The organism is Halorussus rarus, assembly GCF_003369835.1.
Classification (GTDB): Archaea; Halobacteriota; Halobacteria; order Halobacteriales; family Haladaptataceae; genus Halorussus; species Halorussus rarus.
The window spans coordinates 687,875-708,939 of record NZ_QPMJ01000002.1 but is presented as its reverse complement, the minus strand read 5'-3'; the positions used below and the strand labels follow the sequence as shown (position 1 = coordinate 708,939).

20 protein-coding genes and 1 pseudogene are annotated in these 21,065 nt (G+C 63.0%); 1 reads left to right on the top strand and 20 read right to left on the bottom strand.

Going from position 1 to position 21,065, the window contains the following annotated elements; all coding sequences use genetic code 11:
- Positions 1-203: 203 nt before the first annotated feature.
- The 11 genes from DVR07_RS11810 to DVR07_RS21610 form a co-directional block, all read right to left on the bottom strand.
- Positions 204-1,607: a hypothetical protein gene (locus tag DVR07_RS11810; protein WP_115797488.1), complete on the bottom strand. Its 1,404-nt coding sequence runs from the start codon at positions 1,605-1,607 to the stop codon at positions 204-206.
- Entirely contained in the window at positions 1,604-2,578 is a 975-nt protein-coding gene (locus DVR07_RS11805) for a hypothetical protein (protein WP_240318876.1), read from the bottom strand. The genes DVR07_RS11810 and DVR07_RS11805 overlap by 4 nt, the downstream gene beginning before the upstream one ends.
- Positions 2,568-4,277: a hypothetical protein gene (locus DVR07_RS11800; protein WP_115797487.1), complete on the bottom strand. Its 1,710-nt coding sequence runs from the start codon at positions 4,275-4,277 to the stop codon at positions 2,568-2,570. The genes DVR07_RS11805 and DVR07_RS11800 overlap by 11 nt, the downstream gene beginning before the upstream one ends.
- Before the next feature lie 37 nt (positions 4,278-4,314).
- The gene (locus DVR07_RS11795) at positions 4,315-4,752 is read right to left on the bottom strand and encodes a hypothetical protein (RefSeq protein WP_115797486.1); all 438 of its coding nucleotides are present in this window, start codon (positions 4,750-4,752) and stop codon (positions 4,315-4,317) included.
- 64 nt (positions 4,753-4,816) lie between these two features.
- Positions 4,817-5,053 (bottom strand): hypothetical protein, encoded by a 237-nt coding sequence (locus tag DVR07_RS11790; RefSeq protein WP_115797485.1) that lies wholly within the window; start codon positions 5,051-5,053, stop codon positions 4,817-4,819.
- The gene (locus DVR07_RS11785; RefSeq protein ID WP_115797484.1) at positions 5,053-5,550 is read right to left on the bottom strand and encodes a hypothetical protein; all 498 of its coding nucleotides are present in this window, start codon (positions 5,548-5,550) and stop codon (positions 5,053-5,055) included. The genes DVR07_RS11790 and DVR07_RS11785 overlap by 1 nt, the downstream gene beginning before the upstream one ends.
- Positions 5,551-5,937, bottom strand: coding sequence for a hypothetical protein (locus DVR07_RS11780; RefSeq protein ID WP_115797483.1), 387 nt, complete (start codon positions 5,935-5,937; stop codon positions 5,551-5,553).
- A 66-nt stretch (positions 5,938-6,003) separates the two neighbouring features.
- On the bottom strand, positions 6,004-6,459 hold the full coding sequence (locus DVR07_RS11775) for a hypothetical protein (RefSeq protein ID WP_115797482.1): 456 nt from the start codon (positions 6,457-6,459) through the stop codon (positions 6,004-6,006).
- A gap of 6 nt (positions 6,460-6,465) precedes the next feature.
- Complete coding sequence (locus DVR07_RS11770) at positions 6,466-7,986, bottom strand: hypothetical protein (RefSeq protein ID WP_162829537.1); 1,521 nt, start codon at positions 7,984-7,986, stop codon at positions 6,466-6,468.
- 8 nt (positions 7,987-7,994) lie between these two features.
- Complete coding sequence (locus tag DVR07_RS11765) at positions 7,995-8,384, bottom strand: hypothetical protein (RefSeq protein WP_115797480.1); 390 nt, start codon at positions 8,382-8,384, stop codon at positions 7,995-7,997.
- The gene (locus DVR07_RS21610) at positions 8,381-8,578 is read right to left on the bottom strand and encodes a hypothetical protein (RefSeq protein ID WP_162829536.1); all 198 of its coding nucleotides are present in this window, start codon (positions 8,576-8,578) and stop codon (positions 8,381-8,383) included. Before DVR07_RS21610 ends, DVR07_RS11765 begins: the two co-directional genes overlap by 4 nt.
- Before the next feature lie 424 nt (positions 8,579-9,002).
- Between DVR07_RS21610 and DVR07_RS11760 the strand changes: the two genes are divergently transcribed.
- Positions 9,003-9,233, top strand: a complete 231-nt coding sequence (locus DVR07_RS11760; protein ID WP_115797479.1) for an AbrB/MazE/SpoVT family DNA-binding domain-containing protein — start codon at positions 9,003-9,005, stop codon at positions 9,231-9,233.
- A 3-nt stretch (positions 9,234-9,236) separates the two neighbouring features.
- Here DVR07_RS11760 and DVR07_RS11755 read toward each other — a convergent pair whose 3' ends face one another.
- The 9 genes and pseudogenes from DVR07_RS11755 to DVR07_RS11720 form a co-directional block, all read right to left on the bottom strand.
- Complete coding sequence (locus DVR07_RS11755; protein WP_115797478.1) at positions 9,237-9,893, bottom strand: recombinase family protein; 657 nt, start codon at positions 9,891-9,893, stop codon at positions 9,237-9,239.
- Between the two features lie 233 nt (positions 9,894-10,126).
- The gene (locus tag DVR07_RS11750; RefSeq protein ID WP_162829535.1) at positions 10,127-12,556 is read right to left on the bottom strand and encodes a BGTF surface domain-containing protein; all 2,430 of its coding nucleotides are present in this window, start codon (positions 12,554-12,556) and stop codon (positions 10,127-10,129) included.
- 790 nt (positions 12,557-13,346) lie between these two features.
- On the bottom strand, positions 13,347-13,547 hold the full coding sequence (locus DVR07_RS11745) for a hypothetical protein (protein ID WP_115797476.1): 201 nt from the start codon (positions 13,545-13,547) through the stop codon (positions 13,347-13,349).
- 310 nt (positions 13,548-13,857) lie between these two features.
- Complete coding sequence (locus DVR07_RS11740; RefSeq protein WP_115797475.1) at positions 13,858-15,210, bottom strand: hypothetical protein; 1,353 nt, start codon at positions 15,208-15,210, stop codon at positions 13,858-13,860.
- Between the two features lie 146 nt (positions 15,211-15,356).
- Positions 15,357-15,641, bottom strand: a complete 285-nt coding sequence (locus tag DVR07_RS21605) for a hypothetical protein (RefSeq protein ID WP_162829534.1) — start codon at positions 15,639-15,641, stop codon at positions 15,357-15,359.
- A gap of 335 nt (positions 15,642-15,976) precedes the next feature.
- Positions 15,977-16,912, bottom strand: a pseudogene (locus DVR07_RS11735) (complex I NDUFA9 subunit family protein); the annotation flags it as partial.
- Positions 16,913-17,013: 101 nt separating this feature from the next.
- A complete protein-coding gene (locus DVR07_RS11730) occupies positions 17,014-17,811 on the bottom strand; it encodes a helix-turn-helix transcriptional regulator (RefSeq protein WP_115797473.1) in 798 nt (265 codons plus the stop codon).
- A gap of 271 nt (positions 17,812-18,082) precedes the next feature.
- Positions 18,083-19,276 (bottom strand): CAP domain-containing protein, encoded by a 1,194-nt coding sequence (locus DVR07_RS11725; protein WP_115797472.1) that lies wholly within the window; start codon positions 19,274-19,276, stop codon positions 18,083-18,085.
- 348 nt (positions 19,277-19,624) lie between these two features.
- The gene (locus DVR07_RS11720; protein ID WP_115797471.1) at positions 19,625-20,176 is read right to left on the bottom strand and encodes a hypothetical protein; all 552 of its coding nucleotides are present in this window, start codon (positions 20,174-20,176) and stop codon (positions 19,625-19,627) included.
- Positions 20,177-21,065 lie beyond the last annotated feature (889 nt).

Here is a 21,065-nt window from a genome sequence, read left to right as displayed (position 1 = left end):
TAGCGGCACTGTACTGCTTATATTTGCGTTATAGACTCTCTCGCTCTTAATTTCTGGAACCATGGTAGGGGGGAGGGGGGTTGACTCCCGTAACGTAACTACGCGCGGGCGCGTACTGCCAGCCAGCGCCGGCCGCGCGGAATATCGCCGAATCGTTTGCGAACCGACGCCTCGAACCGTCTCGACGCCGAAATCGGCGGAAATCACCGCGAGCATTGTTTGATCGCCTCCTGGAGCTCCGGAAACCGGATATGCAGCTGGCCCGGAACCTTCGCCCAGGCCGGAATGTCGTCCCACGAGAACTCCGCGTAGTCCTGACTATTCCAACTTAAAGCCTCCCCGAGCTTCATCCGCTGGGTCAGGTTCTCGTCCATCGGAGCCTCGCCCATCCCGACGGTCTTCCCCGTCGGGTTGTCGACCCCCGCCATCGTGATTTGCCACCGCTTTTTCTTCCGCATCAGGTTGTGAACGTCGTCCACGTCGTGGCCGATCCCGTACTGACTGAACTTGTTGCGGCGAGCGTCCACGTACTTGTCACGGTAGGCGCTGATCCGGTCGTGGAGCCGGTGGAAGTCGTTGCTCGCGTGCTCCGGCATGACGTTCCCGATCTCGTCACACACCCAGCTCGTCCAGATCGGCGGCCCGTGGTCGATCTTGTCGATCGCCCAGGCGAACCACCACATCTTCGTCGGCGTCACCTCCGACGGGTCCGGCTCGGCGATCTCGGGGTACCGACCGTTCAGCACGCCCCAGGCGTCGTAGTGCCGGATCTCCTGGATCTCGTCAGCCTCCCGGTACGCCTGTGTCGCCCCTCGGAACTTCGGATCCGGGTAGACGACGTGGAGCATTCCCTCCTGGAGGACCTCGTGGTTCAGGTCCCGGATGTTCTTGTACCGGACGACCTCGTACACCATCTTCTCGAGGTCGACAGGGATGGGCTCCATGTCGTCCGCTGGCGGGTCCAGCACCGCTTCGACCTCCAGTCCCTTCGGGAGGCACAGCCGCGTCCAGGCCCGGAGCGGGAGCCACTCGGCCCGCGCTGGCGAGCCCCGCCAGACCACCGCGTCCGGGTTGATTCCGAGGTTCCGGATCACCGGGAGCGCGATCGTCATGGTCGACTTGCCGCTCCCTTTCGGCCCGTAGGCGAGCCAGTCGGTCCCGCCGTTGCGGAGGTCGCGGACGATCTCGGGGTGGTCCTGGAGCCAGCGGAACACCTCGCGGCGCTCCCTCGAGAGCCCGCCCAACTCGTCGTGCTCGATTCGGAGCTTGTCCATGTCGTCCAGGTGGATCAGGTGATCCAGGAACGCCCGCGGATGGTGGACAATCGGATGGGGCGCGCCCTCGATCGCCGGGTGAGGCTCGTCCTCAAGGTCCTCGAGGACCGCCGCCCAGCGCCGGAAGCCGAAGGCGCGCCGGAGGTTCTCGCCGACCGTGTGGTGGTCGCCCTCTCCCGTTACCTCCCGCGTCTGGTCCAAGTTCGGCGCCTCGAGACCTTCCAGCCGTGCCTTCAGGAGTTGGCGGTCCTGGACGACCTCCAGGAGATTGTGGGCCTGTTCGTCCTTCTGTGCGACCCCAGCGGGCCGCGCGTCTCGGTCTGACTTGCTCATGTGATAGATCCGCTCCCCGTGTCAGCGTGGTACTTCTGACCGGCCGTGACCTCCGAGGCCCGCTGACCCAGCTGGTCAGCGGCCCGGTTGAACGCCGGCAGCAGGAACTCGGCCGCCCAGCTCTCGCGGATGAACCGGTCGCGGCCGTCCGGGTCCTGGCCGACGAGCCGCCGCCGAAGCGGCTGCTCGAAGTACGGCGTCGTGACCGTCTCTCGGTCGATTTGGGCGTACGACGCGCCGACCACTCGGAGCGTCCACCCGAGCAGCTCCTCGGCCGATCTGAATCCCTCCAAGAGCGCCTCGAGCGCCGCCGCCTGCTGGCCCGCCACCTCGCCGAACGCCGGTCGCATCAGCGGGTACTTCTGGGCCTGCGGGTCGATCTCGTCCGGGCCGTCACCCTCGGCGTCGTCGTCCAGGTGGTCGACCCGCTCCACCGCCGCCCACCTGGCGACCTCGTGGGCCGCGTGGAACGCCGGCAGCAGGTCTTTGGCGACCATTCCACGCCGGATCTCCACGGCGAGCTCCGGCGGCATGGTCTCGCATGGCCCCCAGGGCTCGCCGAGCAGCGCCGCCACGGTCGGAGCGTCCGAGGCTGTCCGGGTGTACCACTCGTCCTTGAGCTGACCGACCGTCTGGATCACGAGCTCCTGTTCCCACTCGAGAATCGCCCGCCGACTGTCGAACCCCGCCAAGAGGTCCACCAGCAGGTCGGCCTGGTCGTGGGTCAGCTTCGCCGTGGCCGGGCGGGTGTGCGTCTCCACGCCCGCCGTCTCCAGCGCGTCGTGGAACTCGTCCCGGAGATCCTCCGGGTCGACCTCAAGGCCGGACGCGCCCGCGCCGTTGGCGGCCTCCTGGGCCACCCCCAAGACCGTCCGGAGCCCGTCGGTAATCGTGACCTCGCCGCGGGGCTCGTCCGGGAACGCGCCCTCGGCCAGCACGTCCTGAGCCTCGCTCTCGGCGTTAGTCGTCACTCGTCACCTCCTGGCCGGCGTTGCCGTTCCGGACCGGCGCGTCAGACGAGCCTTCGCCCACGTACCGGTCGTACAGCTGTTCCAGCTGGCTCTCGCTCCGGTCGTCCAGCAGTTCCTTCCGGTCGGCGTGGCTCTCGGCCTCGCTCTCCGCGTAGTTCTTGAACCAGTCCTCCCAGCTCTTCGCGTCGGCCAGCCCTCGAGCGTGGGTCAGCATCGTCCCGACCGCGTGATGGTAGTGAACCGGCGCGAGGTTGGCGAAGAACCGGCCCTTGCGGGGTTTGGCGATTCGGGTAGCAAACAGGATCACGCCGCCGACGAACAGGCCGAGCAGTCCCGAGCCCGCCGCCAGCTGGCCGGCGACCCACGAGAACCCGAGCGCCCCGATCCCCATCAGGTACGGGACCGGGTGGTACGTCGCGTTCCCCTCGTCGTCGTAGGTCACGAGGTCCGGGAACTCGATTGCGTGGTGCTCGGGTTGGTACTCCATCGGGTCCGGGTCCTCGGGGTCAAGGAGGTACAGCTCGTCGATCGGGCCGTCCACCTCGATTTTCGTCTGCATGTTGCCGTCGGTCTCGAAGTCCGCGGTCGCCCCGCGCGCTCGAGCCCAGAACTTCCGGATGCCCTTCCGAATCACCGACCGCTCGCCCTGATCGCCGCGGGCGAACCGCGCGATGTTGAACGACGCCTTGAGGACGCCCGGCGCGTCGGTGTCGTTCTCGGGGTCCTCTGCCTTCTTGGCCTGCTGCTGGGCCTCCTGCACGTCGTTCGGATCCGTCGGGTCGAACCCTTCGGCGAGCTTGAACTGGAGGAATCCGGCGCCGTACGTCCGGCGACCGAACCACTCCACGGCGATTACGCCGAGCAGGATTCCGCCGGCTGCTGCCACGAGCCACGGCGCCCGGATCAGTCTGGCCGAGATCCAGTTCCAGCCCACGACGATAAACAGGATCCCGCCGATCGCCGCCAGCACCCACCACAGCGCCGAGACCTGCGGGCCGGCCTTCGCCTTCTCCACGAACTTCTTGCCGGCGTACAGCGTCGTCACCGTCGCGCCGAAGAACGGGAGCAACAGCGAAAGGATGCCCCACGCCAGCCGCGCGCCGGCGCTGTTGGTCTCGATCGGGAGCGTCGCCTTGCTGGACTTGTGGTAGAACGTCCAGCGGGTATCGCCGGGGTTCTCGAGGCAGCTGGCCTCGCCCGGCGACCGGACGCACATGACTGTCCGGACCTTTTGGTCGTAGTGCTCCCGGAGGTCGATTCGGGCGAAGTCGTAGCCGCCCGAGAACGTCACGGTTCGTTCGTAGGTCGTAACGTTCAGCGCCGCCTTCCGGGTGGCGGTCCCGCCGTCTTCGGTCTGGTACCGCTCGGGGCCGACCCGGTAGTGGGCGATCTCCACTACGTAATCCTCGCCGTCCGCCCCGTAGGGGCGCTTGCTCCACAGCTGGAGGTAGTTCCGGGAGATCGTCTGACCCGACCTCATGTACCGCCAGCTCGGCGACCGCTCGCCCTCGTTGACCATGAGGCCGGTCGGGAGCTGTTTCACGGCGAACTCGCCGTAGCGGCCGTTCGCGCGGATACTGTCCGGTGCGTTCGTCGGTTTCGTGCCTCCGGGGGTCAGCTCCTCCAGGGTGAGATCACGGGCCGCCGCGCCCGTGTCGCCGTCTTGGGCGAGCACGATCGGCGCGGCGGCTCCACTCACGACAAGCCGACGAGCGCCACGAGCGCGGCGGTCCGTCTCACTGGAGGCTAACCTCCCCGAAGTCCGTCCGGAACGCCAGTGCGATCAGGACCGCCAGCGCGCTGAACCCGATGAAGTGGATCGCCTTCAGCTCGATCACGCCGCCGAGGCCGAGCGCTCCGAGTCCGATCGTGAAGATCGTCGAGCTCAGTAGCGGGAACTGCGGCGCGACCCCGATCAGGAACTGGACGAACTCGCCCGCGGTACCGAACCACGTCGCCGCCCAGCCCACGAACGCTACCAGGGACGCCAAGACGACGTTCAGCGCGCCGCCCGTCCCGCTCTTCGCGTTCTCGGCGAAGCCGCCCAGCGCCTCCTTGCCGTCGTCGGCGTCCTCGTAGGCGTCGTACGCCCAGACCACCGCGATTAGGCCGAGCGCCGCGGTCAGCACCAGCGCCGGGTGCGACAGCGCCCAGTGGACCGGGCTCACCGCCATGCTCTCACCTCCTTCTTTCCGCTCGATACGCCGCTTCCGTGTCTGTACCGGTTGGTTTCGGGTTTCATATCGTGTCCTCCAAGTCGTCTCGTCTGTCCCACAGGTCCCCGATCCGGAGGCCGATGTACACCAGCGTGATGAACAGGAACGGGCCTCGGAGGTCGGGGAGGCCGGTGGCGGGAGCAACGTACCGGACGTATGCGCCCGCCATCGGCATCCAGATCTGTTCGGTGTGCGATACCCATGCGAAGCCGTGGCCGAGGACGGCGAGAACGCCCGCGGCGAGGTCTCTGCGCGCCATTACCGTAGTGCCTCCATGCCGCCGCCGAGTGCCTCCGTGACCGGGAGCGCCTTCCAGACCGCGAACACCACGGCCGCCAGCGCCGCCGAGACCAGCGCGACAGCGAACGCCGCTGCTGGCGGGCCTGTGAACCCTGCTGCATGGGCGGCGGCGAGCGCCACGCCGTACACCGTCTCGACAGCGCCGACTACGGCGTCCCCGATGATCTCGAACGGCGTGGCGACCGGGCCGAGCGCATCCAAGATAATCGACGCGATACGGTCGAACGCGAAGACGACCCAGCCGATTATGTACGTCGCCCCATCCAGGATCTGGTTCACAATCCATTCGGCGATCAGCGCAAAGACGTTCTCTCGAAGCCAATCCCGTGGGTCTGTCGCTATCGTCACGAGGGTTCCCACGATACCGCCGCTTCCCGCTGTCGTCAGCGTTTTTAGATCACCAACCCAGTCCGGGACACCTGTGAGGCTGGACCAGGAGACAGACTTGTCTCCCATCTACGTCCACCTCCGGCGAGCGTACAGTAGCAGCGCCGAGACCAGGATAATCTCGAGCGTCATCAGCGCCGGCGCAAGCAGCGGGTTCGCGGCCACCGCCGCCCTGTACGCCTCGGCCCAGGCGACCCGGATGGTCTCGGCCCCGCCACCACCAGCCGCCTCGACAATTCTGACTACCATTCCCGCCGCCGCGTCCAGGATCTGGATGTGGACCCGATTGATCGACTGCATGACGGTGATCCAGCCCCCTGCGACGGCCAACCACAGGCCGCCGAGCAGCGAGCTGACCAGCTTCCCGACGAGGATTTCGCCGTCCTTGATGTACGTGGTCGCCCAGAGGTTCATGCTCCCGCCCTCGTTCAGGGTGGTTCGGGACGACTTACTCACAGGAGCCAGCACCTCCGGGGGGCCGGTGAGTAGCACTCGGTCGAAGGCGGCGGTAGCCAGTCATGGTCAGTCGTTCTCGTCTTCCATGTCGCCGCCGGTGTCCAGATTGATGAACGGGAGGTTGATCCCGGTCGGCGTGTCCGCGTCGATCGCGTCCAGGAACTGGATCAGAACCCAGAGGGTGGCGACGAACGCCACCATTGCGACAGTCGCCAGAAACGGCCCAAGTTGCAACCACGGGTCCATCCCGAGCGCGACCGCCGCGGTGTTCCAGGCCGACTGGAGAAACCTCGCCGGCGCTCCGAACCCGGCGTCGATCAGCAGCGCCGTCACGCTGCTGAAGGCGTCCGTTGGCCGAATGATTAGGCCCGCGAACGCCTCTCCGATACCGATGATGATGGTGAACAACGCCATGACGAGCCCGCCGGCACCGTACACGAACGACTCGGCGAAGCCGCCGTACTGCCTGGACGTACTGATGTACGTCATGGCCTTCGTCAGCCGCGGTCCTTCGTCAGGCATCGACGATCAGCTCCCGGCCTTGCTCTTCAGGCCCAGCGCGGTCAGCAGGCCGACGAACCCGCCCGCGACCCAGTTGTAGAGGCTCATGAACGGGTTGCCGCCACCGCCGCCGCCCCAGAAGCCACCACCTCCGGCGGCCTGCTCGAGCGCGCTCTGCTGGTCGTCGGTGACCTTGATTTCGGCGTCGATCACGTACGTCTTGTCGGCGCTCACGGTGCTGTCGGCGGTCAGCCACGTCCCAGCCTCGCCGAGCGAGCCGGTGAGGTCGATCCAGGAGCTGTCGGAGATCTCCGAGGTCTCGGTGTCGCCGACGCCTTCGGCGACCCGGAGCTGGACGTACCGCTCGCTAAGGAACGTCTGGTTGGTCTCGAGCGTCAAATTCCCGTGCGTGATGTCGTACGCCGCGGGAATCGTCCGCCGGTACGTGAAGTCGAACACGTTGAAGTTCGGGTACCGGTTGTCGGCGTCCCGGAACTCCGCCGAGACCGCGCTCGGCTTGTCCTGCATCCGGTACTCCACGTCGTAGTAGGTCAGCTTGTGGACCACCGCGTCAGACGCGAAGCTCCCGAGACTCGCCAAGTCCGCCAGCATGATTGCCCCGCCCTGGGGCCGGTCGATCACTCGCTCAGTTGTGTAGTCGCCGCTGTCGTCCGTGCTCGTGTCCGGGACCTTCTCGTCACCGAAGTCCCACTGGCTCTTCTTCTGGACGTTCAGCCCGACCACCGTGGCCGTCACGTCGCCATCAGTGGCGACCACGCGGACCTCCTCCACACCGTCCAGGCTACCGTCACCCGAGCCCTGAACTTCGAGCTGGCCGAGCTGCTCCTGGAAGATCACGCCGGAGGCAGTCTGGTTGGCGATTACGTTCGCCTTCGAAGCGTTCGCCGAGCTATCCACGGTCGCCGCCACGTAGTCGCCGCCGCCGTCGCGGACCTGGACCTCGAGGACCGCGCTGCTCTCAAGCCTGTCGACGTTCATGACGAGCTGGAGGTACCGCTTCTCGGCGTCGTCGGTGATTGACTGCTCGCCGTAGGCGACGTGGCCGCTACTTCCCGAGGTGAACGAGCCGTCCGTGGCGATCTCGACCGACTCCACGCCGGAGGCGGTCGACCCGGCGCTATCCGAGACGGTGACGCCGCCGGAGCTCGTCCAGTTGCCGGCGTTCAGCCAGGTGACGCTGTTGTTCTCTTCGTCACCCTGGCGCGGGTACTTGCCGAACTCGGCGAGCTCAAGCTGGTCGGCGCGGTACGAGACCTTCGCGCCCGACTCGGTACCGTTCACGTGGGCGTCGATGGTCTCGATCTTGCCGTTGTCGTTCTCGTACTGGAGCCACGACATGCTCGAGCGGTCGTGGCTCTCGATCGTCAGCTGATCTTCGACGATTCTGGTTTCGGGGTACTGGTCGGCGTCGGGGTTCATCCCGAGGCCGCTACTCGGTGCGGTGGCCGCCGCGAGTGCCGGAGCGGTCATGTTGGTCACGACAGCGAACACCGCGAATACCGCCAGCAGTTGCTTTCTATCTATCATCTGTGTGCTTAGTTCCGTTCTGAAGTAGTGTGTCGGCGGTTCCGGCCGCCACCCGCGTTCAATCCGCCCTGTTCGATCGCCCAGGCGATCGCGTCGTCCTGGACGTTTTCCGCCCCGTGCTCCCGAACTGCATCCGCCACCTCGGCGGGTGAGAGCCGGGTTGTCCGGCCGCCATCCGTCGCCGCTTTCGGCGACTGATCGGGGCTCAGGTCCAGCGGCTCATCGTCGATCCGCGCCTTCTCGATCACGAGGCTCGAGCCGGCCCGGCCGACGAGCGCCAGCGTCCCGAGCACGAGCGGCAGGGCGAATACCCAGCCGAACGTGCTCCAGCTGGCCGTTCCGAGGATCAGCGCGAGCGTCGAGTAGCCCACGAGGTGGGCGTAGGTCTCTCGGTTCACGCGCTGGCCTCCACATCTTCTCCAGGTTCGTTGGTGTACCAGCAGAAGCCGACGAACAGCAGAGCCCCGACAGCCAGGCTAATCACGGCATTGGCGTTTAGGATGCCCAACAGTGCGAAGCCGACTGCCGTCAACATCCACGCCCCGACGAGAATCTCTGCATCGGATCGGGTGAACCACCACGGCCAGCTCAAGCTCGAGCCCTCCTGGCGAGCCGGCCCCGCGGCGATCGCGGCGGCGCGGCCAGGTCGTTCTCGTAGAGAACGGCCTCGAGGTGGCCGTGGCAGAGCTTGAGGCTGACGCCACCGACCTGGTGGGTCACGCCAGCGTCGCCACACCGGCCGCCCGGCGTGACGTACTGACAGCCTCTGCCGTTCTCTTGGGCGGTTCGTCGTCCCGTTTCCTCCGAAAAGGAGGTGTTCGGGCCAGGAGGCCCGCGTACTCGGGTCATGGTTTGATACCCCGACCGCCAGCCCGGAGCTACCGGACCGCGGCCGTCACTCTCCACGTTCCGTTCATTCGAACCTAAAATATCGGAAAAACAATACCTGTGCGGGGTAAGGTACAGTTGTCGTGAGTTGTTACGTTTTATTTATCCGAGGGTACACTGCTGTACACATGAGTATAGAAAAAGGGCGTTCGGAGCGGAATACCGGCGGACTTCTCTCGAAGAACGTCATGGAATCGATGATCGTCCAGCAGAATGATGGGACGTATCACGTCTCACTCCCGAAGGGAGCTGTCGAAGATCTCGGGCTTCAGAAAGGCGACCGCGTGCTGATCACTGGCCCCGAAGGCGAGCGCACACTCCAACTCCGCCCCTCCGGCGCGGTCCTGGCTGACGACTGATTCTCAGACTGCGTACAACTCTTCTCGGTCCAGCGCCCGGTTGATTGTCGGCCGAGACGTATCCAATCGTTCCGCGGCCTTCCGTTTCGAGAGCTCTCCCTTCGCCACCATGTCCAGGACCGCCACCACGTCGTGGTAGTTCTCCGCCTCTACGAGGCGGCCCGAGTCCTTCTCAAAACCGAGCGGGGCCGGACCGTGGTGGTAGTCATCGTTCGCTTGGCGGGCTGCGATTCCTTCTTTCGTCCGCTGCTGGGCCATGTTCGCCTCCAGTTCCGCGAAGACGCCGAGCAGTTGGAACAGCGCCCGCTGGAACGGGTCTTCGTCACCGGGGCGGAGCGTCAGCCCTTCGCTGACGATGTGGAGCTCCACGTCGGCGGCCTCGAGGCGGGCGGCCGTTCGCTCCAGGTCGGAGATTGACCGGCAGATGCGCGAAACGCTGTGGACGACCACGGCCTGGAGGTCGCCGGCGTCCGCATCGTCGATCATCTTCTGGTAGCCCGAGCGGTCGGTGTTGGTCCCGGTGCTCTTGTCGCGATAGATCTCGAGGTCGGCCAGCTCCGCGCCGAACTCTCGCTCGGCGAACTCCTGGGTGGAGGTCAGTTGGCGCTCAAGGCTCTGGTCGGCGGTGGACACGCGACAGTAGCAGGCGATGTTGCCCATGCTCTCGTACACCCTGGGCGCTCATTTAAACAGACACAATTGCGTACGGTCTGTACGGGAACCAGGGTTCTCGTACAGTCCCTTTCAAATCCCTTGGTACAGTTCGAGCAGTTCACCAGAGGACTTCTACGTTGAAGCTATCGCTTCGATTGCTGTCACTACCAGGGTAGCGTCCGAAAAATGGGGGCTGCAATCGAATCGAACCCGGAAGGGTTCGGTGGTTAGTCAGCTATTCAGTTGCTGCGGCGGAGTGCCAGCAGCGCAGCCGCGACGAGGGCGACCAGCGAGACGGCCACGCCGAAGCCGGGGATGCCACCGTCACTCGACGTGGTGGTGGTCTCCTCGGTCGTGGTCTCCTCGGTCGTGGTCTCCTCGGTCGTGGTCGTCGTGGTGGTCGTCGTGGTCGTGGACGTGTCCTCGCCACCGTCACTGGTGGTGGTCTCGTCCGTGCCATCGTCGACCTGCTCGACCACAACGGCGTCAGCCGTCGCCTCGGTGTCGGAGTCGGCCGACAGCAGCGCCGAGAGCTCGGTGCCGACGTCCTGACCGCTCAGGTCGAACGTGGCGCTGATCGTGCCATTGTCACCGACCTCGACGGTCTTGGTGAACAGCTGGCCCGACGACTCGAGTTCGACGTCGACCGCCGTACCGGGCGCGAGGTTGGTCGTGCCCTCGACGGACGCGTTCTCACTCGCTTCGACCTCGAGGATGTCGCTCGAGTTCAGGTTGCTGAACTCGATCGAACGCTCGGCGACCTCGAACTCCGCAGACGCGTTCTGGTCGTTCTTGTACGCCGCGTTCTCCTCGGGGACGTGGAAGTCGGCCTTGTACTCCTGACCGTCGGAGAAGTCACCGCTCTCGTCGGGGAAGACCGCGTAGACGGTGTTGTTCCCCGCGTCGAAGTACATCTTCTCAGCGTCGCCGCCGTACAGCGTGTTGCCGTTCGTGTTCGGGCCGGCGTTGGTCTGGGTCAGGTTCAGGTAGACCGTGTCGTCACCGGGGGTGGTCTCGTCGTCCGCGAAGCCAGCGTCACCGATGTAGCCGTAGATACCCGAGACCTGGGTTTCGACAACGACGTAGTCGCCGTTGGCGATGGTGTCGGTCTCCGCGACACCGTTGAGCAACTCGTCGAGTTCACCGCTGTCAGGCAGGTTGGTTGCACTGACGCCCTCGTGGACCCACGTGTTGACCTCGTCGACCGACGGGTCGCTCACGCTCAGGATGGTCTTCGAGTCGCGGTCGTCGTTGGCCTGCGCAACAACGAGGTCGTAGTTACCCGCCGCCATCGGGTTGTCCAGCGCGTCGACCTCGTCCTCGCCGTCACCGACGGGCTCGAGCGGATTACCGACGTAGATGCCGTGGTCGTCGCTCATGGCGTTCGCGCCGGAGGTCGAGATGAAGTCATCATCACTGGTGACGCTGACGAAGCCGTTGTCACCGGTGATGGCGGTCGCACCCATCGAGTCGTAGGTGTTGATCGAGAGGTTGACGTAGCCGTTACCGTCCTCGTCAACCACCGTGAAGTTCGCCATGAAGTTGCTGGAGTCGCCACCCAGTTGGACGTAGGCGTCGTCACGGTTCTCGAGTTCGATCGAGACGTTCGCTACGTCACCGCGCTCCTGGTAGATGGTGTCCTGGGGGACACTCACCGAGGCATCACCAGCTTCAGTGACGTTGAGCGTGTCGGTGGTCACCTCAACACCAGTGGCGTCGTGGACGACACGGACGACGTACTCGCCAGCGCCCTGGTCTTCGATCTCGGAGATGTTCCCGAGGTTGACGGTCGCCTCACCCGTGCCGTCGAAGGTCTCGTCCTCGCTAGTGAGCGCGTCGTTGTCCTCGAAGTCCGTGCCTTCCTCGTAGAGCTCCGCGGAGAAGTCACCGCCGAAGTCCGCAGAGGAAGCGTCAACCACGATGTCCTCTTCGGTCGTGATGTTGACGTCCTGCGCGGTCGCTTCGAGGTCCAGTGGGTTGACCTCGAGCACAGTCTGCGAGTTCGACGAATCGTCCGAGTCCGGCTCCTCGTCGTCGTAGGTGACGACGAACTCACCTTCGAGGTCGGACGTGTCGTAGTTCACCAGGTTACCGGGCGCGGTCGAGAATCGGTCGACCTGCTCCCAGTCGGTGCCGTCGTCAGCAGTGTTCTCGTAGATGGTGACAACGTTGGTCGGCTCACCTTCGGTGTTGAAGGTGATCGTCTCACCGGCGTAGATGGTCGCCGAGTCGCCGCCACCGAACGTGCGGTCGGCGGACGCCGAGTCGATGACCTTGAACGAAGCAGTTGCACTGCTGCTCAGCGAATCACCGTCGGAGCTGATGCCGTAGCGGATCCGACTGTCTTCCTCGACATCGTCGCCCGTCGCGTCGAGGGACAGTGTAACCGACACCGTTTCGTTGTCGGTATCGTCCGCCAGGTCAAGCGTCAGTGTATCGCCGGACAGACCAGTCTCTTCGTTGTCCAGAACGTTAGCACCGAGGGAGTCGACGCTAACGTCGAGACCAGCGTCGGTGGCTTCGCTGATGTCGATGGTGACTGTGTCGCTGTTACCAGCGTCAGTCACGCCAGCGACGTTGATTATTTGGGTTTCGGTACTTCCGATTTCGATCTCGCCGTTGCTGGTGTTTGCGTAGGCGTCGCCGTCCAGGTCTGCACTCGCAGACATGGGGACGACGGCAAACACCGACATGACGAGGAGTGCAGCGAGGAATACGCTGCGAACCTTCTCGGTTGTGTTTGTCATGGTTGGGGGTTGTCTTCGTTGACAGGAGTCTTTCGGTTGCGCAATCCTCTGGGGAGGCGAGCAACGTTACTTAACACCTGTCGGGTAGGGGTACAGTCGGAGAAATGTAATCCTACCATTAAGTGTTTTGTGTTTCAATTTTTACTTCGACAACTACCCGCATAGTATCAGAATACATAACTTTTAAACGTTGTCGTTCAAACAAGTAAGATGCACGTCAGTACTGACTGCATAGGTTTGGTTGGTCACCTCGATCGGTGACCACATGCCTGCCATGGGTAGGGACTTCGCGCCGGTGCGACGGCGTGAAGCCATGGTTTTCAACGACAGACTACAACTCGATAGCGATTAGACTGCCAGTCGACACTGTGAATCAGTTAGGGTATCCGGTCACAGAAGTCGGGATGCACCCAGACATACTCTTGATTCCGGGACGTCTCGTTGATGGATGTTATCCGCGCGCGACCATCTCCGACTCGCCACCGTAGACATCCTCGTCATCGAACGGAACCGCTGACGCGAATCTAGTGTATTGCCAGTTGTAGACGGCGTGGCCGTCGGGCTGGAGTCCGACGAAATGGGGCGCCGACCGAAGGACCAGGTGGCGGGCGGCGAGAATCGGGTGAGGTCCGGGCGGAGGTCGACGAGCTCGTTCGCAATCTCACCGAGTAGGTCGGCCTTTCCCTTTGGCGCGAGCGCTGCAAGTCGCGACCTAGGCATCCGTAGTGTCGAACTGGTCGGCGATTGTGGCGGCCATGTCCTCTGTCGCTCGCGCGGCGGACGGCCCGGTCCCGACGACGTCGAGGCCGGGCTGGGTCGCCTCCCACGTGCCGTCGGGGCGCTTGGCGAGCTCGACCATGGTCGCGCCGTAGTCGGTCCTCTCACTCTGCGGTTTCTGCGTTTGCTGCGACATATCTGGCTATGCACGGGAGTGTGACTAAGAGGTGAGCCATACCCGGACCGGAAGTGAAAGTAAGATGGGTGCGTCCAAGGTCTGGACGTGATCTGCGCGGCGGGGTCGGTCTCCTCCCCGCCCGGTATCGAAATCCCCGTACTACGCGCAGTTAGACCATATCAGACCACTAGTATGAATGTTCGGCATTACGACGCAGAGAAGGCAACTGAAAGGAACTTTTGGTCCGAAGGAATCACCATCTGGCTTGGCAGCAAGCAGTCAAGTGGCTTCCCGACACTATTCCAGTACAGACGTGACCAAGACGAGTCTATCGATTATATGACCGCTGAATCCACAGAACTACAAATCCGAGCAGTGCGAGGAGCGTCGTCGGTGCGGTGAATCCCGGAACACCGGAAGTCTCGGCCTGATCGTCACTGGTTCCCTTCGACGTCACTTGCTCAGATGTCGTCGAACCCCTGAGCGTGGAAGTCTCCGATTCCGGGTGTGTTGACGGAATCGGTGTTTCTGGCCGTGTTGTCGTCTGGGACTGTGTGGTCGTCAGCTGAGACCGTGGTTGGAATTCGATGATCGGACTCGACGGAACGGTCGCCCGTGACCAGGTGTCGGGGAGGTCGTATCCGAACTGAACGGCGAATCGATCCCCGCTGTCGAACTGCGTCTCTCGAAGGACGCGGCGGTATTTGACCGTAAGGTTCTCCGTCTCGACGACAGCGTACACGGTCGTCCCGACGCGGTGAGCTGTCACGTTCTCCTGACCCATCGCCGCGAACTTTCTGTTTGCCTCTGGGGTGGGGTTTGTCTGGATGATGCGGAACTCCGCTTTGCCATTCAACGCGGTGAAGAACTGCTCTGTGGTCGAACCGTTCGTGGTATTCATCGCGTCGGCGAGTTGTTCGGATTCGATGGCAACGATGAGGGTATCCCCGACAGCGACGGCGTCGGCAGGCTCGGCCCTACCCGTGGAAATCGCGTCTTCGATAGACGCGACGCTCTCGAAGCTGGCGTTCGCCGCCCGATACACGGTCGGGCCGTCACCTGTCACGTTCGTTCGGGACTGCGGTTCGTCGAGCTCGAAGGTGATCGTATCGGCAACGTCTCCGCTCCCGTCGCGGATCGTGACGGTGTAGTTTCCGGGCTCGAACGACCCGTCGCCGGTCGCGTTCATCGGTACCGAGTCAAGTCGGTCGGAGGTGACGTCGAAGACGGCTGAACCGTTGACGCCGGTGTCCAGGTGTAGGGTGACGTGTCCGGAATTGTTTCCATCCCCGAGCGTCGCTTTGCCGCTATACCCCGGACCTTCGATGGTGACTGATCCGGTGAAACAGAGTAGCATCTTCATTTCGACTACGTCACCGACGGCTTCCCCACGCTCTATCGAGTCCACGCCGGGGAAACATCCCGTCGCGGCGTTGTTGGTCGTTCCGTGGACAACTCCGAACGAGGCAATAGCGGTGCTCGAACAGACGCAAACGAGGACGCTGAGGGATACCACTCGATAGACGAGGCGTGTGGAGGGCATCGTCCGGCGATTCAGACGACTGTCACAAAAGCCTTCTGTGGATGGTCTCAAAGGGGTATCCTCGCCTTTGTCGAACGCACCATCCTCGAGCTCGCCCTGCTCGATCTCCTGGAGTTTCGCCGTCACCGCGTCGGACATGGTCTTGTGCTCGAGACCCCTCACCGCTTGAATCGGCAGTGGCACACCGTATATCGCGCTCCCGGCATCAGTCGGAGCTCAGGTCAAAACAGCGAGCAAACCGTACACTGCTGCTACCTTCTTCCACTGTAAGGCGACAGGATCACTCAACACGCTCTGCGCTCCCGACGAACAATTCGACGGTCGAGGGCGACGATTGCGACCCCGAGGCCAGCGATTCCAGCGCCGAGCCCGAGGGTATAGAGCCGCTGGCCGGTCGCAGGTTCAGTCGTCCGGACGCAGTCGGGTGTCGGGTTCGGCACGGTGGTGTTCACCGAGGACGACGAGGTGCACTCGACGGAGGTGATCTCCGGGGAGACGACGAGGCTCTGCACGACGAGCAAGAGGCCGACGAGCAGACAGCCAGCGGCGACGGTGTAGCGAAGCGTCATTGGGCATTGGAGGGCTGTTCGTCAGCAGAGACTAATCTGAACCTGCGCTTCAGCGCCCGACCGAGGGCGACGGTGGCGACCGAGAACAGGTAGTAGGTGACCAGTAGGCCAGCGTCCCACAAAGAGGGCGACTCGCCGACAATACTTTCGAGCGCGTAGACGACGGCTTCGAGGCCGAAGAAGCCGTCGTAGAACACCATGTTCACCAAGTACGAGGGGATGATCAACAGGACTAGTCCCGGAATCGAGTAGATGTCGACGACTTCGGGGAGGAACCACGCTATCGAAAGGAACGTAAACAGACCGAGCGTCTCCACGCCGACGAGGACCGACTCGGAGTCGGTCTCGGAACCCCCGTCACCGTCGCCGCCGGCGAGGTAGTCATCGAACGTCCGGAGTTCCGCCGGGCCGACGCCGAAGGCGTGTACGTCGTTCGCGTCGGAGTCGCCCCCGCCGACGGTGTTGTCGAACCGGAGTGATCGGTACTGGTCGGGCCCCATGGGGAAGCCCGGGACGGCCCCGCCGACGGTGAGTCCGAGTTCCGCCAGCGGCATCGGAATCGGGAGTACCCGGAGTGACTTCCCCTCGGCGGCGTATATCTGGCGAGCTACGTCCGCGAGGGTTAACACCTCGGGCCCACCGAGCTCGTAGGTCTCGCCCCCGCGGTCTTCTTCGTCGACGCAGTCGGCGAGCATCGGGGCCAGGTCGCCGACCCAGATGGGCTGGAACCGGGTGCTCCCGCCGCTGGGGAGGCCGGAGACGTACGGCGTCGTTAGCAGTCGGGTGAAGTCAACGAACTCCCCGCCGTCTCCGAAGACCACGGAAGGGCGAACGATGACCCAGTCGAGGGCCGAGTCGCGGACGACCGTCTCGGCCCGACCCTTCGCCCGTATGTAGTGGGTGTCACCGTCGGTGTCGGCGCCGAGGGCGCTTATCTGGACGAACCGGGAGATACCGGCAGTCTCGGCGGCGGCGATAAGGGCTTCGGTCGCGCCGAGGTGGACCGTCTCGTGCATCTCGTTCCCGCCGCTAGGGGTGAACAGCGGCGAGAGTGCGATGAGATTGACAACGGCGTCGTGGTCGGCGAGGGACTCCCGGACCGCGGTGGCGTCGGCGCTCGTCAGGTCGAGGGTAACGCGGTCGACCCCCGCGGGCAGGTCCGCGTCCTCGGGCGAGCGCGCAAGGACGGTCACATCGTGATTGCGGGCAGTCAGTTCCTGAACGAGGGCGGTACCGACGAAGCCGGTGCCGCCGGCGACGAGGACCTTCATACTCGGAGGAACACGCTGTCGGGGCTTTACGTCACCTCCGGGCCTACGTGACAGGGGCTGTCACCTCAGTGGCCGGGTCACCATTGGCGTCGAGGACCGGCCTACTGCGAACCGAGACCGAGGGGGAAGCCACCCGACAGTTCGACCTTCACCGAGCGCTCGCGGTAGCGCTCGAAGAGATCACCGGCCCATGCGAGAAGGTCGGGGTCGTCCGAGGTGAGGCAAGCTTCCAGACGTCCCTCCTCGTTATAGGCCGCGAGCAATAGGCGGTCCTCGCCGACGGTCAGGCCGAACGGAACTGGGTCGGAGTGGGCATACAGGTCGAGGACGCCGACGCGGAGAACGGTCTCGAACTCCAGGGGATTGAGTTCGCGGGCCTTCTCGGCCGTCGCTTCCGAGAGCACGAGCTCGGTGTGGACCCCTCGCATTGCCAGCGAGGCGTGGGCCTCGTGGAAGATGCGCGAGAGGACGGGCGAACACATCCGGACAGTGTCACCCTCGAACCGCTTGAGGCGGTCGACGTAGGTGTGGACCGGTGCCTGCGGGTTCTCCGGCGTCGCGACGACAAGGTCGGCGTCCCCGAGCATCGAGAGCGGCGGGGCGTGGTCGGCGTCGAGGTGGCGCAATAGCGGAGCGAAGCGGTCGAGGCGCTCCAGTCGGTCGAGGTAGTCCGCGTGGGTCGTCGCGACGAGGTCTCCGGCGGTGGTCAGCCGGTAGCCGCCGTCGCTGCGTTCGACCCAGCCCCGATCGGCGAAGGCGGCGAGGTTGCGCTGGACGCTTCGACGCGTACAGTCGAGGTCATCGGCGAGGGTCGCGGGGCCGGCGACACCCTCGCGGAGTCGGGTGAGGAGGGCGAGCCGGTCCGGGGAGTCGGCGAGGAACCGGGCGTCATCCTGCATGAACGGAGGGTCACCGTCGGTCGTTAAAAGTCTGACCTGCGCGAGTGGACCGACGAGTGAGTTCCGGAGAACCGAGCCAGGCAGAGATACGCTCTTCTTCGTCTGATTGACCCTCTACGAGCTTGCCTTGCTCGATTCCGTTGAGCTTTGCTTCCACCGCGTCGGGCATGGTGTTGTGCTCGCGGCCGGCGGCCTCGACTAGGACGTTCTTGGTGTTGCCGAACAGCGAGCCGGAGATGTCAGCACCGAACCTCTAGCGGACGGGCGAGCGTTAGCAGAAATTCTGCGTCGCGTACACCCTCGTCTTGTCGTCTACCTCAACCACGTAGATCCCGATACCCTCGTTCTTCCAGTACTCTTTGAGGATGTTCTTCCGATGCCCCGTAGAGTTCATCCACTGATTGATGAGGCCTTGCGCGAGCTCCTCTTCGTTGGAGTAGTGAACCACTTCACCGTTATCGCGGACTACATCCTCGTCGAAATACGTGTATGCAATGTTCTCCGCACCTGTCGCATATTGGTTTCCGCCAGTAGAGACTCGACAGGAGTAATCGTACTTCTCGTATCTGTCCTCCATCGATTCACCATCCGGTGACGTGTGAGAGAAATACTGTTCCTCGCCCATATCGCGACTGTGATACCGAGCGATAGTTCGGAGGTCCGTATCGAATGCAATGGGCTGGAGGCCGTGTTCCTGCCGCCGTTCGTTTATCCCTTTGTGAATCAGATACTCGACTCGCGTTCGATTGAGATCTTGATCGAAGAAGCCAGAACTTCCGCCGTTGGTAGAACCCCCTGACGCTCGTGTTGTTTCGTGAGTACCGTTTGCTGCTGGACTCATCGCATCATCGACGAGGGACTCCGCTGGAGAGGTATCGACCGGGAAGCCTGGGACGGGCGCGAAGCCGAGCTGGCCGGCAGTGAGCATCCCGATAGCGAGAACGAGGACGAGTGTGCGCAGACGAGGAGTCCCGAGCTTGATCTTGAGCCAGAGACGTCCGAGTTTCTGCGAGAAACCATCGAAAAGTCCCTGCTCAGTGGTCGCCGATTCGCGGATTCGGTCAAGTTCGGCGTTTAGGTCCTCGTCGTTGATCGAGCCGTCCGGGTTGACGTCAGGACTGGACGAAAAATCGGCCTTCTCTCGATCTCGTCCAGACCCGCCGTGAGTCCGTGGATTGTCGACCGGCTCGGGAGACTCCTGACAGCAGTGCTGGGCGTCGGCGAAGTACTCGTACGACTCGCCACAATCGCTACACTCGAACGTGTCTGAGTCGCTGGACTCGTTGTCGGGATCGCGACGAGCGTCGAGGTCGTTCTGCAGGTGTTTCGAGTTCTTTCCGAAGAAATCGACTGCAGCGCAGTTGTGTTTCTCGGGAAGAGTACAGTTACTGCAGACCTCTTTCCCGCAGTGGTTGCAGTTGCGGGTCAGGGCATCTGTTGTGCCACAGTGCGAGCATTCGCCCATTTACCGCCTCCTTTTCATGTCGTAAGTTAATGGTTTTGTTCATCCTCCTGCCGAGGGGCTACACGATTTGGCTCAGTGGGAAGGTTGAGCAACAGTACGGGACCCGAGGCGGATTTCTAACATTGGTCTGGAAGCGTTACAAGTACGAATTGTCAGTGAGGATTACGGAATCGTATCTTCTATTCTTACTCCCCAATCTGGAAGTGGGCTCTTTCCTTCAAAACCGTAATCTCGCCACACCGGAAGTGAAAGTATTACTTTGAGTGCTCTTCCTACGATTGCCTCTCAAAGTAGTAGTCCTGAAGCAAGCTATCTGGAATCAACAATTTACTACACAAGAGCACCGCTTCATTCCTGAAGTTGAATGTCGGCGTTTGGATTTTGGTCGGGAAGCGCGCGTAGGTCTCCGTTCCGTATGTGATTATCGAGTTGCTCCTTGACAGTCTCCGGGTCTTCACCTCCGAACACGGATACTGCTCGAATCAGCAACTGTTTGGGTACTCCAGCTGTATGTAGGTTCCCATCGTCGCCATGAAAGCCCGAGTCGGCGCTTTGGATGTAACGCACGTGTTCTCGCACGTCGGTTTCTCCATCGAGTTTATCGTGCCAGCGCGCCGGAAAGAGGCTGATTCGATTCGGTGCGATCTGATAGAACGCATGCGGGACCCACGTCCGAGAGTCCGTCAGCCGTGAGTCGATGACTGCGCGCATTTCTTCGGCGGTGTACGGGACCCGGTCGTTCGCCTCGATAGCCTCCGCGTACCTGTCGTATCGATCGCGGGGGATTCCTGGCTCACCGTCGGAATCGTAGTACTCGATTAAGAACAGGATTCTTTCAGTCGAGATGGAACCACCAGTGTGGCTAATCTCCTCAAGGGCGTGTTGGTTGATATCGTCCATTACAGTGGATAGGAAGTGCTTTTCGTTAACATTTATGGCTCTGGTAGATTGTTGTACCATCGACATCGTAATTTCGGGGTCATCGCGTAATCTCTCTTTCTTGACGTCGGCCTTGTCGTAGCCTCAGCGTCGAGGAATTGGGCCATGTACTTCGTCTTCGAGCCGTCGACGACGACGACCTCGAGGAGTACCTTGAAGCGAACGGGAATCCCCCGACGTGGAAGGGCTCCCGTCAGTTCCGCCGACGTACGACCCATCTGGGTCTAATGTTAAGGAGAAGTTCGGTACCTCTCCTCAGTACCGGAAGACCTTCGGGAAGCCTCGTAGACTCGCGCACGTCGCAGAGGCCCAACAGTTCCGAAAAGAGCGGGCGAACGGTGCGACGAACCCCGCGAGGGAGTATCTGCGAGACTCAGAGAATCCGTACATACAGTTGTAATTCAGCAGCGCGAGCAACTGAGGATATGGCCAGGCGGATTGCGGAGTTGGGGGAAGCTGGGGAACCCTGAGAATCTGCTAATCAATTCTCAGTTGACGTACTGGTACTCGACGTCGAGGACCTCCTGGCGGAGCTGCTCGGCGGTGTACTTCGCAAGGCAGGTCTTCCTGACTCCCGAGGGACCGAGGAGGAGAGTGGTGTCGGCGGGGTTACCGTCGGTGAGTGGGGCGAAGATTTCGGTGAAATGGGTGACTTCGGCGTTGCGATGCTCGACTTCGCGGGGGACGAATCCGGTCCGGAACCGATGAGTCGTGAATATCGAACTCTACAAAAAATGGAACGTCGTCGCTTATCTATCGTTGACAGTAACAGTACGGCCACACCCCTTGCAACGAATGCGGGTACTATGCTTGCCCTTATTCAGCACTTTGTACCCTTTGCGGCGTCCGC